At 61.5% G+C, this 12,633-nt stretch carries 15 protein-coding genes; 3 read left to right on the forward strand and 12 right to left on the reverse strand.

Annotation, left to right across the window (positions count from 1 at the left end; genetic code table 11):
* Positions 1-99: 99 nt before the first annotated feature.
* The 9 genes from ACI2JX_RS10030 to ccoN (ACI2JX_RS10070) form a co-directional block, all read right to left on the reverse strand.
* Positions 100-1,107 (reverse strand): metallophosphoesterase family protein, encoded by a 1,008-nt coding sequence (locus tag ACI2JX_RS10030; RefSeq protein WP_404689996.1) that lies wholly within the window; start codon positions 1,105-1,107, stop codon positions 100-102.
* A gap of 167 nt (positions 1,108-1,274) precedes the next feature.
* On the reverse strand, positions 1,275-2,255 hold the full coding sequence (ccoP, locus tag ACI2JX_RS10035; protein WP_186555661.1) for a cytochrome-c oxidase, cbb3-type subunit III: 981 nt from the start codon (positions 2,253-2,255) through the stop codon (positions 1,275-1,277).
* The gene (locus ACI2JX_RS10040; protein ID WP_264235134.1) at positions 2,252-2,461 is read right to left on the reverse strand and encodes a cbb3-type cytochrome c oxidase subunit 3; all 210 of its coding nucleotides are present in this window, start codon (positions 2,459-2,461) and stop codon (positions 2,252-2,254) included. Before ACI2JX_RS10040 ends, ccoP (ACI2JX_RS10035) begins: the two co-directional genes overlap by 4 nt.
* Before the next feature lie 5 nt (positions 2,462-2,466).
* Positions 2,467-3,075 carry a cytochrome-c oxidase, cbb3-type subunit II gene (gene ccoO / locus ACI2JX_RS10045; protein WP_186555662.1) on the reverse strand — a complete coding sequence of 203 codons (609 nt, stop codon included), beginning with the start codon at positions 3,073-3,075 and terminating at the stop codon, positions 2,467-2,469.
* Positions 3,075-4,517 (reverse strand): cytochrome-c oxidase, cbb3-type subunit I, encoded by a 1,443-nt coding sequence (ccoN, locus tag ACI2JX_RS10050; protein WP_186555663.1) that lies wholly within the window; start codon positions 4,515-4,517, stop codon positions 3,075-3,077. Before ccoN (ACI2JX_RS10050) ends, ccoO (ACI2JX_RS10045) begins: the two co-directional genes overlap by 1 nt.
* A gap of 460 nt (positions 4,518-4,977) precedes the next feature.
* Entirely contained in the window at positions 4,978-5,919 is a 942-nt protein-coding gene (ccoP, locus tag ACI2JX_RS10055; RefSeq protein ID WP_264234997.1) for a cytochrome-c oxidase, cbb3-type subunit III, read from the reverse strand.
* Complete coding sequence (locus ACI2JX_RS10060; RefSeq protein ID WP_186555787.1) at positions 5,916-6,107, reverse strand: cbb3-type cytochrome c oxidase subunit 3; 192 nt, start codon at positions 6,105-6,107, stop codon at positions 5,916-5,918. The genes ccoP (ACI2JX_RS10055) and ACI2JX_RS10060 overlap by 4 nt, the downstream gene beginning before the upstream one ends.
* Before the next feature lie 9 nt (positions 6,108-6,116).
* Positions 6,117-6,725 (reverse strand): cytochrome-c oxidase, cbb3-type subunit II, encoded by a 609-nt coding sequence (gene ccoO, locus ACI2JX_RS10065; protein WP_186555665.1) that lies wholly within the window; start codon positions 6,723-6,725, stop codon positions 6,117-6,119.
* Between the two features lie 13 nt (positions 6,726-6,738).
* The gene (gene ccoN / locus ACI2JX_RS10070; protein WP_186555666.1) at positions 6,739-8,163 is read right to left on the reverse strand and encodes a cytochrome-c oxidase, cbb3-type subunit I; all 1,425 of its coding nucleotides are present in this window, start codon (positions 8,161-8,163) and stop codon (positions 6,739-6,741) included.
* A gap of 49 nt (positions 8,164-8,212) precedes the next feature.
* On the opposite strand from ccoN (ACI2JX_RS10070), the gene ACI2JX_RS10075 reads away from it, so the two are divergent.
* Positions 8,213-8,902, forward strand: coding sequence for an alpha/beta family hydrolase (locus ACI2JX_RS10075; RefSeq protein WP_264234996.1), 690 nt, complete (start codon positions 8,213-8,215; stop codon positions 8,900-8,902).
* Positions 8,903-9,021: 119 nt separating this feature from the next.
* Here the strand turns inward: ACI2JX_RS10075 and ACI2JX_RS10080 are convergent, their stop codons facing one another.
* Positions 9,022-9,306 (reverse strand): pyrimidine/purine nucleoside phosphorylase, encoded by a 285-nt coding sequence (locus tag ACI2JX_RS10080; protein WP_186555667.1) that lies wholly within the window; start codon positions 9,304-9,306, stop codon positions 9,022-9,024.
* A gap of 74 nt (positions 9,307-9,380) precedes the next feature.
* Positions 9,381-9,932, reverse strand: coding sequence for an exonuclease domain-containing protein (locus ACI2JX_RS10085; RefSeq protein ID WP_264234995.1), 552 nt, complete (start codon positions 9,930-9,932; stop codon positions 9,381-9,383).
* Between the two features lie 152 nt (positions 9,933-10,084).
* Between ACI2JX_RS10085 and ACI2JX_RS10090 the strand changes: the two genes are divergently transcribed.
* Positions 10,085-10,885 carry a substrate-binding periplasmic protein gene (locus tag ACI2JX_RS10090; RefSeq protein ID WP_404689997.1) on the forward strand — a complete coding sequence of 267 codons (801 nt, stop codon included), beginning with the start codon at positions 10,085-10,087 and terminating at the stop codon, positions 10,883-10,885.
* A gap of 63 nt (positions 10,886-10,948) precedes the next feature.
* Complete coding sequence (locus ACI2JX_RS10095; protein ID WP_404689998.1) at positions 10,949-11,962, forward strand: GNAT family N-acetyltransferase; 1,014 nt, start codon at positions 10,949-10,951, stop codon at positions 11,960-11,962.
* A gap of 88 nt (positions 11,963-12,050) precedes the next feature.
* On the opposite strand, the gene ACI2JX_RS10100 is transcribed toward ACI2JX_RS10095, so the two are convergent.
* Positions 12,051-12,578, reverse strand: coding sequence for an RNA polymerase factor sigma-70 (locus ACI2JX_RS10100; RefSeq protein WP_186555671.1), 528 nt, complete (start codon positions 12,576-12,578; stop codon positions 12,051-12,053).
* Positions 12,579-12,633 lie beyond the last annotated feature (55 nt).

The following is a 12,633-nucleotide window of genomic DNA, read 5'->3' on the forward strand; positions in this document are numbered from 1 at the left end:
TTTGGTCGCATTGGGTAAAGCGTTGGGTTGGTGTATGCGATGTTCATTTGATGTGGATCAATTGACAGTCCACATGAACATTGCGTTTAGTTGCTGCCTTCATGGCTTATACAGTTGCAACTGGTCGATCTCCTCGGCTGAGCGCCAGTCGTTGCCCCGCACCAGGCGTACGCTCAGGCTGTCGGCGCTGTCGTTCAGTTCTGCGATCAGGTAGGTGCTCTGCGAGGCCGAGCCGCTTAGGTAAACGGGAATGGCGTTGCCGAACGAGTTCAAGTCGCGGTACCAGCGGCCTGGCTCGCGATGCACATGCCCTGCGAATACCGCGTCGACGCGAAAGTGATTGATCAGGTTGCGAAAATTCGCCCGCTCTTGCCAGCTTCCGTGCCAGTCATTGGGCTTATGCAGGTTCAGCAGGATGATCTGCCCACTGTCGTAGGCTTCCTGTAATTGGCCTTCGAGCCACTGCAAAGAGCCACTGATATCGAAGTGATGGCGATGCTCGAGCGGCCAGGCCCAACCGCTTTGGAAGCCCAGCTCATAGGTGGGTTCGTTATTGAGCTGGATCAGGCGCACCCTGCCGAAATTCATGCTGTAGGCCAGGCTGCCGCTGTAATGGGTCTGCCGACGATCTGTAATGGCGCTGATGTCCATGGTGTCGACCCGCTCACGGTGGTGGTCGATCAGGTCCAGGATGCTGTCGCGGGCGGCACCGTTGTTGAAGGTCGTGTTGTTCTCGTAATCGTGGTTGCCCAGGCCGAAGTAGTAATTGTCCTGCAAGTGCCGCTCAAGGATCGGATACAGCACCCTGCGCTGCCAGGCGTGCCCATAGGCCGTCATGTCGCCGTTGATCATCACCGGTATTGCCGTGCCACCCATGTGTGCGCGGTAGTCGGCAATATTGGCGTACTGCTGGTTGATCAGCTGCGCCGATTCCTGGTCCCGGTCGGCAGCGCTTTGCTCCAGGTTCAAATCCGAAGCTGGGGTCCAGGGGTACTGAGGATCGGAGGCGAAGACGAACGCACGCGGTGTAGCGCGCTTGCCAGCGGGGCCGGGCCGCTTGGGCGGCAGAACGGTTTCGAAGCGTCGATCCAGATCAGATGTAGTCATGCAAGCTCCCTCTTGGTAAGTCAGGCGATACGCCTGGCTGGAGGGAGTGTTGAGAGGCGAGTGGCGGGGCAGAAGCCGGAAGCTGTTCCTGTAGCTGGGCGAGTGCCGGGCTCGGTCGAATCCGCAACGGCCCTTCCGGTTGGAAGCGGCAGGGCCGTTGCGCAAGATCACTCGGCTTGCTCGGTGGTTTGCTCCTGGTGCGACAGGCTGTAGACGTAGGCCGCCAGCAGGTGCACCTTGTCATTGCCCTGCAGCTCGGCCTGGGCCGGCATTTGGCCTTGGCGGCCATAGCGGATGGTCTGCTGCAACTGGGCGAAGCTTGAGCCGTAGATGAACGCCTGCGGATGGGTCAGGTCAGGCGCACCCATGGCCGGCGTACCCTTGGCTTCAGGTCCGTGGCAGGCGACGCAGTTGGCGGCGAAGATCTTCTGGCCATTGGCAGCATCGGCCTTGATCCCTTCCGGCAGCTTGCGCCCGTCCAGATTGGTCAGTACGTAGGCGGCGACATCGGCCACGCCTTGCTCGCCAATGACCTCGGCCCAGGCCGGCATCACCCCGTGACGACCATTCATGATGGTGGTCTTGATGGTCTCCGGCTCGCCACCCCAGCGCCAATCCTTGTCGGTCAGGTTGGGGAAGCCATACGAGCCCTTGGCGTCGGAGCCGTGGCACACCGAGCAGTTGGAGGCGAACAGCCGTCCGCCCATTTTCAGCGCTTGAGGGTCCTTGGCCACCTCTTCGATCGGCATGGCGGCGAATTTGGCGAAGATCGGCCCGAAGCGGGCATCGGCCTTGGCCATTTCTTTTTCCCACTCATGCACGCCGGTCCAGCCTGGCTCGCCGTTGGCGAATTCGGTCTGCTTGTCGGTATCCAGGTAGCTGTAGCCTGGCAGCACGCCTTTCCAGTTGCCCAGGCCGGGGTACAGCACCAGGTAGCCGAGGGCGAAGATGATGGTGCCGACGAACAGCCAGAACCACCACTTGGGCAGCGGGTTGTCGTATTCCTCGATCCCGTCGAAGGCATGCCCGACGGTCTCGTCGGTGACCTCTTCGCGCTGGCCCTTGCGGGTCGACAGCAACAGCCAGGTCAGGGCGAAGATAGTGCCCAACGTCAGGACTGTGACGTACAGACTCCAGAAGGTTGTCATTCTTGTTTGCTCCCAGAAGCTTTCTCTTGCGCTTTAGCGTGCGCTTGCTCGACGTGCCGGCTGGCCTCGGGATCGTCGGCGAAGGGCAGTTGGGTGGCTTCGTCGAATTCCTTCTTGCGCCGTGGGTTGAACACCCACAGGGCCAGGCCGACAAAGGCCACCATCACCACAACGGTGCCCAGGCCGCGGATCATTCCGATATCCATCAGCGTCACCGTTTGCTCTTGATGATGGTGCCAAGGCCTTGCAGGTACGCCACCAGGGCGTCCATCTCGGTCTTGCCCTTGACCGCGTCGGCGGCGCCGGCAATGTCGGCGTCGGTGTACGGCACGCCCAGGGTGCGCAGTACTTCGAGCTTCTTCGCGGTGTCCTTGCCATCGAGCTTGTGCTCGACCAGCCACGGGTAGGACGGCATCTTCGATTCCGGCACCACGTTGCGCGGGTTGTACAGGTGCGCGCGGTGCCAGTCATCGGAGTAGCGCCCACCCACCCGGGCCAAGTCCGGACCGGTACGCTTGGAGCCCCACAGGAACGGATGATCCCAGACGCTTTCACCGGCCACCGAATAGTGGCCATAACGCTCGGTTTCGGCGCGGAACGGGCGAATCATCTGCGAGTGACAACCCACGCAACCTTCGCGGATATAGATATCGCGCCCTTCCAGTTCCAGCGCAGTGCGCGGCTTCATGCCTTCGACCGGCTTGTTGGTGACGTCCTGGAAAAACAGCGGGACGATCTGGGTCAGGCCGCCAATGCTCACGGCAATGACCATGAAGAAGGCCAACAGGCCGATATTCTTCTCGACTGCTTCATGCTTCATCAGTGGGCTCCCACGACGACGATCTTGGCGGCTTCTTCCGCTTGCGTGGCATCAGCGGCACGTACCGTGCGCAACACGTTGTAGGCCATCAGCAACATCCCCGAGGCGAAGAACGCACCGCCCAGGGCGCGAACGATATAGCCTGGATGGCTGGCCTGCAGCGCCTCGACGAACGAGTAGGTGAGCGTGCCGTCATCGTTGATCGCGCGCCACATCAGGCCTTGGGTGATGCCGTTGACCCACATCGAGGCGATGTACAGCACAGTGCCGATGGTCGCCAGCCAGAAGTGCGCGTTGATCAGCCCGACGCTGTGCATCTGCGCCCGGCCGTAGAGCTTGGGAATCATGTGATACACAGCGCCAATCGAGATCATCGCAACCCAACCGAGGGCGCCAGCGTGGACGTGGCCGATGGTCCAATCGGTGTAGTGCGACAGCGAGTTGACCGTCTTGATCGCCATCATCGGCCCTTCGAAGGTCGACATGCCGTAGAACGCCAGGGACACCACCAAAAAGCGCAGGATCGGGTCGGTGCGCAGTTTGTGCCAGGCTCCCGACAGGGTCATCATGCCGTTGATCATGCCGCCCCAGCTGGGCGCCAGGAGGATGATCGACATGACCATGCCCAGCGACTGCGCCCAGTCAGGCAGGGCGGTGTAGTGCAGGTGGTGCGGGCCGGCCCAGATGTACAGGGTGATCAGTGCCCAGAAGTGGACGATCGACAGGCGATAGGAGTAGATCGGCCGCTCGGCCTGCTTGGGTACGAAGTAGTACATCATGCCCAGGAAGCCGGTGGTCAGGAAGAAGCCCACGGCGTTGTGCCCGTACCACCACTGGATCATCGCGTCGGTTGCGCCGGCATAGGCCGAATACGACTTGAACAGGCTGACCGGCAGCGAGATATGGTTGACGATGTGCAGCATCGCGGTGACCACGATGAACGCGCCATAGAACCAGTTACCGACATAAATGTGCTTGGTCTTGCGCTTGACGATGGTGCCGAAGAACACCAGCGCGTAGGTGACCCAGACGATGGCCAGCAGGATCGCGATCGGCCACTCGAGCTCGGCATATTCCTTGGTGGTGGTGTAGCCCATCGGCAGGGTGATCAGCGCACCGACGATCACCGCCTGCCAACCCCAGAAGGTGAAGGCGGCCATGCTGTCGGAGATCAGCCGGGTCTGGCAGGTGCGCTGCACCACATAGTAGGAGGTGGCGAACAGTGCACAGCCTCCGAAGGCGAAGATCACCAGGTTGGTGTGCAGTGGGCGCAGGCGTCCGAAGCTCGTCCATGGCAGGTCCAGGTTAAGCTGCGGCCATACCAGTTGCGAGGCGATGAAGACGCCCAGGCCCATGCCAAGGATCCCCCAGACCACCGTCATGATGGCGAACTGGCGGACGACCTTATAGTTATAAGCAGTCGGACTGATTGCTGTGCTCATTCTAAGGTTCCACGGTTTGGGTAGTTCTTGTTGGTCGAAAAATCGGCGCCAGTATCGGTAACCCCTAGGGTTATGGCAACGCAAGGATCCTTGCGCCGACCCGTGTCCAGGCCCTCTCACCGCCGTCCCGCGGTTGTCGGGTTCGGAGGATTGTACACAAATAAATATTTGTAATGTGTACCGTTTTTCACCTTTTTCTGATCGATCGGTCAAGCTTTTTTTCGAGGGCCAGGGCACGCAAGACATCATCCCAAAGCCGTAGGTAAAGCGTTCCAAAGTTCTGCGCAGCGTCAGGCCATGCGCCGCGTCGCAGACCGGCGCACGATGCGTGGTCACTTGGGCAACAAGCTTAGTTCTGTTCGAAGGGGGTGCAAGGGGAGGGGGGAAACGCATCGCGGGGCAAGCCTGCTCCCACGTTGTGCGTGAGAGCGGGCTTGCCCCGCGATAAGGCTTGCAGCGATTACTTGGCGGTTACGGTCTCAGCAGGCTCCTCCTGCGACAGGCTATACACATAAGCGGCCAGCAGATGCACCTTGTCATGCCCCTGAATCTCTTCCTGGGCCGGCATCTGCCCCTGGCGACCATAGCGGATGGTCTGTTGCAGCTGGGCAAAGCTCGACCCATAGATGAACGCCTGTGGGTGGGTCAGGTCAGGCGCGCCCATCGCTGGAGTGCCCTTGCCTTCAGGCCCATGACACGCCACGCAGTTGGCGGCAAAGATCTCCTGGCCCTTGAGCGGATCGGCCTTGACCCCTTGCGGCAGGCTGCGGCCATCCATGCGGGTCAGCACGAACGCCGCCACATCGGCCACGCCCTGCTCACCGATCACTTCCGACCACGCTGGCATGACGCCATGGCGGCCGCCCATGATCGAGGCCTTGATGGTTTCCGGCTCGCCACCCCAGCGCCAATCCTTGTCGGTCAGGTTGGGGAAGCCGTAAGCGCCTTTGGCATCCGAGCCGTGGCACACCGAGCAGTTGGAGGCGAACAGCCGGCTGCCCATTTTCAGCGCCTGCGGATCCTTGGCCACTTCCTCCACCGGCATGGCGGCGAACTTGGCGAAGATCGGGCCGAAGCGGGCGTCGGCCTTGTCCATTTCCTTCTGCCATTCCTTCACTTGCGTCCAGCCGTCCTGATAGCCGGGCAGTACGCCTTTCCAGTTGCCCAGGCCCGGATACAGGATCAGGTAGCCGACGCCAAAGGCCAGGGTGCCGACGAACAGCCAGAACCACCATTTGGGCAACGGGTTGTCGTACTCCTCGATGCCATCGAAGGCGTGGCCCATGGTCTGGTCGGTGGTGTCCTTGCTCTGGCCCTTGCGGGTGCCGAGCAGCAGCCAGGTCAGGCCGATCAGGCTGCCGAGGGTCAGTACGCTGATGTACGTACTCCAGAAGGTGGTCATTGCTGGGTGCTCCTCATGGCAGGTTCCTGCCCGGCGGGGGGCAGGCGGTCATCGTCGAAGGGCAGCAGGCGCGCTTCGGCGAAATCACGGTCGCGGCGACGGTTGAAAACCCACAGGCTCAGGCCGATGAAGGCGATCATCACCACCAGGGTGCCCAGGCCGCGGATCATGCCGATGTCGATTGACAGTTCCATCGCTTACCTCTTGTTCTTGATCGCGGTGCCGAGCACCTGCAGGTACGCCACCAACGCGTCCATCTCGGTGTGGCCCTTGACCGCGTCCCGGGCGCCAGCGATGTCGGCGTCGCTGTAAGGCACGCCGAGGGTGCGTAGGGCACGCATCTTGGTGTCGGTATGGCTGTTGTCGACCTGGTGCGCGACCAGCCACGGATAGGACGGCATCTTCGACTCCGGCACCACGTTGCGCGGGTTGTACAAGTGCGCGCGGTGCCAGTCGTCCGAGTAGCGTCCACCCACCCGGGCCAAGTCCGGGCCGGTGCGCTTGGAGCCCCACAGGAACGGGTGATCCCAGACGCTTTCACCGGCCACCGAGTAGTGGCCGTAGCGCTCGGTCTCGGCACGGAATGGGCGGATCATCTGCGAGTGGCAGCCCACGCAGCCTTCGCGGATGTAGATGTCGCGGCCTTCGAGCTGCAACGCGGTGTAGGGCTTCATGCCTTCGACCGGCTTGTTGGTGACGTCCTGGAAGAACAGCGGGACGATCTGGGTCAGGCCGCCGATGCTGACGGCGAACACCATCAACAGTGCCAGCAGGCCGACGTTTTTCTCGATGACTTCATGTTTCATCAGGCTTGTCTCCTCAGGCCAGCTGGGCGTTCGCAGGGGCGGCGACGGCGGCCGGTGCGCGCACCGTGCGCCAGGTGTTCCAGGCCATCAGGAACATGCCGCTGAGGAAGATCGCACCACCGACGAAGCGCACGATGAAGCCTGGGTGGCTGGCCACCAGGGTCTCGACGAACGAGTAGGTGAGCGTGCCGTCGCTGTTGACCGCGCGCCACATCAGGCCCTGGGCGATGCCGTTGACCCACATCGAGGCGATGTACAGCACGGTGCCGATGGTCGCCAGCCAGAAGTGCGCGTTGATCAGGCCCAGGCTGTACATGCGCTCTTTGCCGTAGATCTTGGGAATGGTGTGGTACAGCGCGCCGATCGAGATCATCGCAACCCAGCCCAGGGCGCCAGCGTGGACGTGGCCGATGGTCCAGTCGGTGTAGTGCGACAGGGCGTTGACCGTCTTGATCGCCATCATCGGCCCTTCGAAGGTCGACATGCCGTAGAACGCCAGGGATACCACCAAAAAGCGCAGGATCGGGTCGCTGCGCAGTTTGTGCCAGGCCCCCGACAGGGTCATCATGCCGTTGATCATGCCGCCCCAGCTCGGGGCCAGGAGAATCAGCGACATGACCATGCCCAACGACTGCGCCCAGTCGGGCAGGGCGGTGTAGTGCAGGTGGTGCGGGCCGGCCCAGATGTACAGGGTGATCAGCGCCCAGAAGTGGACGATCGACAGGCGATAGGAGTACACCGGGCGTTCGGCCTGCTTGGGCACGTAGTAGTACATCATCCCCAGGAAGCCTGCGGTCAGGAAGAAGCCCACCGCGTTGTGGCCGTACCACCACTGGACCATGGCGTCCGTGGCCCCGGCATACACCGAGTAGGACTTGGTCAGGCTGACCGGGATTTCCAGGTTGTTGACGATGTGCAGCAGCGCCACGGTGAGGATGAACGCACCGAAGAACCAGTTACCGACGTAGATGTGCTTGGTATTGCGCTTGATCAGCGTACCGAAGAACACGATCGCATAGGCCACCCAGACAATGGTGATCAGGATGTCGATCGGCCATTCCAGCTCAGCGTATTCCTTGGAGCTGGTATAGCCCAACGGCAGGCTGATGGCCGCCAGCACAATCACCAGCTGCCAGCCCCAGAACGAGAACGCCGCCAGTTTTGGTGCGAACAAGGTGGTCTGGCAGGTGCGCTGCACCGAATAATAGGAGGTGGCAAACAGCGCGCAGCCGCCGAAGGCGAAGATCACCGCATTGGTATGCAGCGGTCGCAGGCGGCCGAAGCTGGTCCATGGTAGGTCGAAGTTGAGGGCGGGCCAGGCGAGTTGAGCGGCGATGAAAACGCCGAGCCCCATCCCGACGATTCCCCACACCACCGTCATAATGGCGAATTGGCGGACCACCTTGTAGTTATAGGCGGTACTGGTTGTTGTGTTCATGTATGGGTTCCCATCCACGGTTATAGGCAGGCTAAACAGCGAGGCAAGCATGATTAATGGGCAAAGTGCCGGTATTGACGGGGATCAATGGGCGCAAGTGGCAAATGTCCCAGGCTTGCGCTGCGATCCTGCGCAAATTGGCGGCGAACAGGGCTATGTGGGGGGTCTGATCCTGGCCCATGGCGCGGGCGCGCCGATGGACAGCGGGTTTATGCAGGACATCGCGCAAAGGCTGGCGGCACAAGGGGTAGCGGTGGTGCGCTTCGAATTCCCCTACATGGCCGAGCGGCGGCTAACGGGCGGCAAACGCCCGCCCAACCCGCAGAAGGTGTTATTGGAATGCTGGCGCGAGGTGTACCGGCAGGTGCGACCTTTGGTCACGGGCAAGCTGGCCATTGGCGGCAAGTCGATGGGCGGGCGCATGGCCAGTTTGCTGGCCGATGAACTTGAGGCCGATGCATTGGTGTGCCTGGGTTATCCGTTCTATGCGGTGGGCAAACCGGAGAAGCCGCGGGTCGAGCATTTGCCCGGGCTGCGCACGCCGACCTTGATCATTCAGGGCGAGCGCGATGCCTTGGGTAACCGCGAGGCGGTCGAGGGGTATGAGCTGTCGCCAGCGATCGAGGTGTGCTGGCTGGGGGCGGCGGACCATGACCTGAAGCCATTGAAGGCTTCGGGCTTGACCCATGAGGGGCATTTGCAGACGGCGGCTGAGCGAATTGCGGCGTTTCTTGGGTAGCGCATTTTGCGGCCGCTTTGCGTCCCATCGCAGGTGAGCCAGCGCCTACAGGATTGCGCGATCCCTGTAGGCGCTGGCTCACCTGCGATGGGCTGCAAAGCAGCGCCTATGACTATAAATCAGTCGCGGTACTCGCACAGGTAAGCGGTCTCAACCGCTACCTTGAGCTGGAACTTGCTGTCGGCCGGCACATTGAACTGGCTGCCAGCGGTGAAGTTTTCCCAGTTGTCGCTGCCTGGCAGCTTGACGTTCAGAGCGCCGGAAACCACATGCATGATCTCGCGCTTGGCAGTACCGAACTCGTATTCGCCCGGGGCCATGACGCCAACAGTGGCCGGGCCTTCGCTACCGGTGAAGGCGATCGACTTGACGGTGCCATCAAAGTATTCATTGACCTTGAACATGGGCGACTCCTGAAAAAGCGATGGAAAAAAGGGCTGGCCAGTATGCCCAAGGCCTGCCCCGTCGTCATCTGCTTTCAGGTGCCTTCGACAGGCAAGCTCAGCGGTAGCAAACGCGCGGTATTGCGCGCATCTTCCAGGGCGCGATGCTGCTGGCCAGTGAACTGCAGGCCAGCCAGTTGCAGGGCACTGTTCAGGCCAGCCGGGCGCTGCAAGTGCCGAGCCTTGGCAAAGCGCTGCTTGAGGTTGATGTGCGGCAGTTCCTGGAGAATGCTGCGCACTTTGTAGTCATGCCACTCCTGTAGCAGTTGCCTGCGGTCATAGTCACCCCAGCTGACCCAGGCTTGCAGTTCTTGCGTCTGCTGGCCAAGCCAGCCTTCGAACTGCGCCCAGGCCTGTTTGAAGCACGCAGCAGCATCCACATCAGCTTGGCTGATATGGGTCAGCTCACGGCAAAAGGGCGTTAATTGCGGTCGCCGTTTCGGTTTGACGAAGCACTGGAAGTGGTCAACCTCGCGGCCTTCACGGGTTACCAGGCTCGCGCCGATTTCAATGATTTCCATCTCCGTGACCGGCCAACCACCGTCGTCGGTGGTAGCCTCCAGGTCGATCACCAACCAATGGCCCATGCCAGGCTCCCTCGCAAGTCTCGCTAGAGAGTAGCCAAAGTCTGCGACGTCCGACATCCCCTGGCACTTTGGCATATCCGTCGGTTGTGTACGCCGGTGAAAACGCCTAGCTTAGGCGCATTAAGGTTGCATACCGTGATGAGTGTCTCGTCTTGACTCCAGCCCCCAGCCTCAAGGCCGTGTCCTGCTTGCTGAGCTTGGCCGCGTTGTGCCTGGGCGCAGCAGGCCAAGCGGCGGCGGTGGTCGAGGTGAGGATCGGTGCGGCGCATTTCCCGCCTTATACCGTGCGCCCCGAGCAGGGTGGCGAAAGTGGCTTGCTGGCGCAACTGGCCGAGGCGCTCAACGCGCTGCAAAGCGATTATCGCTTCGTCCTGGTGCCTACCTCGATCCAGCGCCGCTTTGGTGATTTTCAGCAAGGCCGCACCGACATGGCGATCTTCGAGAACCCCCAATGGGGTTGGCAGCAGATTGCCTACCAGGCGGTAGACATGGGCCTTGAAGATGCCGAGATCTTCGTCGCCCACCAGCAAGGCAACCGCGATCAGCAGTATTTCCAGGACCTGCGCGGCAAGCGTCTGGCACTCTACAACGGCTATCACTACGCATTCGCCGAGTTCAACTCCGATCCGCATTACCTGCGCCAGACCTACGGCGCGACGCTGACCTATTCGCACGATAGCAACCTGTCGATGGTCCAGCGCGGGCGGGCCGATATTGCCTTGGTCACGCGCTCGTTCTTCAGCGATTTCCTGGCACGTAACCCCGACAGCCGCAGCCAATTGATGGCTTCCGAGCGGGTCGACCAGGTCTACCATCACTATGCCTTGCTGCGACCGCAAGCGCCGATCAGCCCCCAGGCCTTCGCGCAACTCATGCGGCGCCTGCGTGAAAATGGCGAGCTATTGCGCATCTTTCAGCCCTACCGAATCACCGTCGCAGCCCCCGTCGACTAAATTAGCCGGTAGTGGCCACGTTTCAGGAGTGAGCCTCTCTTTCATTTCCGGTGAGCCAAGACCATGCCGTTCGATGCCGCTTCACAGCCGCTGTCCCTGCCACGTTGGCGCAGTTTAAGTGCCGATGAGGGCGACTGTCGGCTGAGTTTGACCCTTGAAGGACGCCCGCTGATCCAGCTCCGGCTGGTGCCCGGCGAGGTGCTTGAGGTGCACGTGCAAGCGATCTGTGCCGAGCGCCGCCAGCAGGCGCTGTGGGCTGCCTGCTACTGGTTGTTTGCGCGCGACCCTGCATGCCAGCGCCTGCAATGGCACCTGAGCGATCCGGTGGCGCAAGCCCAAGCCAGCGGCCTGTTGCTGGCGACCGAACACGCCGGCGTGTACCGCAGCGAACGCACGTTGTTCTGGCAGTTGCCCCAGCCGTGGTTGGGCGAGTCACATGACGGCGTCTATCCCCAGCAAATGCACATCAGCAACGGCAAGCGCCACCCGCTACGCGCACCCAAGCCACGCGGTGAAGTGTATCGACGTTTCGATGCACGCCTGGGGGCCTGGGTGTCACTGCGCACGCTTGAGATCGAGCACGATCTTGAGCGTTACAACCGCTGGCAGAACAACCCGCGAGTGGCGCACTTCTGGCAGGAGCAGGGCAGCCTCGAGCAGCACCGCGAGTACTTGAGCAAGCTTGAAGCCGACCCCCATACCCTCACCCTGATCGGCTGCTTCGATGATCAGCCGTTCGCCTACTTCGAAGCCTACTGGGCCAAGGAAGACCGCATCGCGCCGTTCTACCCGGCCGATGACTATGACCGCGGCATCCACATGCTGGTCGGTGAAGAAAACCATCGCGGGCCGCACAAGGTCGCCAGCTGGATGTCGGCGCTGGTGCATTACCTGTTCCTGGATGATCCGCGCACCCAACGGGTGGTCGCCGAGCCGCGGGCCGACAACGCCAAGATGATCGGCTACATGCACGATCAGTGCTTTCACTGCGAGAAGGAGTTCGATTTTCCGCACAAGCGCGCGGCGCTGATGATCCTGGGGCGCGAGCGTTTCTTCGATCACTGCACGCTCGCCTAGCGGCTCGAGCTGCAAGTTTGGAGCGGCAAGCTGCAAGGAGAAGCGGTGCGGTGTGCGGCTTTTTCTTGCAGCTTGTGCTTGCCGCAGCTCAGTGACGGGTAGCGGTCTTGCGGCAGTGGATCAGGGCATCGCGGATCATGAAGTTGACCAGGGTCGGCGAGACGCCGAGCTCTTTGGCGATGTCTTTCTGCGGTACACCGTGCAAGCGGTACATCTCGAAGGCGTAGCGGGTGCGCTGGGGCAGCTCGTTGAGCGCTTCGGCAATGTGTTCGAGGGCCGCCAGGTTGATATGGGTGGCTTCCGGCGAGGCGTTCTGGATCACCACGTTGAGGCCTTCTTCCTCACTGCCGGAGTACTTCAGTTCCATCGCCTGCTTGCGGTAGTGATCGATCGCCAGGTTGCGCACGATCTGGAACAGATAGCTCAACTGGGCCTTGAACGAGGAGGTGATCTGCGGCGCTGCGCTGAGCCGGAAGAACGCGTCCTGTACCACATCTTCGGCACGCGAACGGCAGCCGGTGATGCGCGCGGCAATTTTGACCAGGATGTTGCGGTTGTCGACGAATGCTTGGAGTAATGGTGAATCGCACTTACTTGTGGATAGTTGTTCCGCCATGGAAATCACCTTGTTCTCTGAGGAAAGGAAGCAACCTGTAACTGCATGCTTCCAA

Source organism: Pseudomonas sp. NPDC088890, from assembly GCF_044900155.1.
Taxonomy (GTDB): domain Bacteria; phylum Pseudomonadota; class Gammaproteobacteria; order Pseudomonadales; family Pseudomonadaceae; genus Aquipseudomonas; species Aquipseudomonas urmiensis.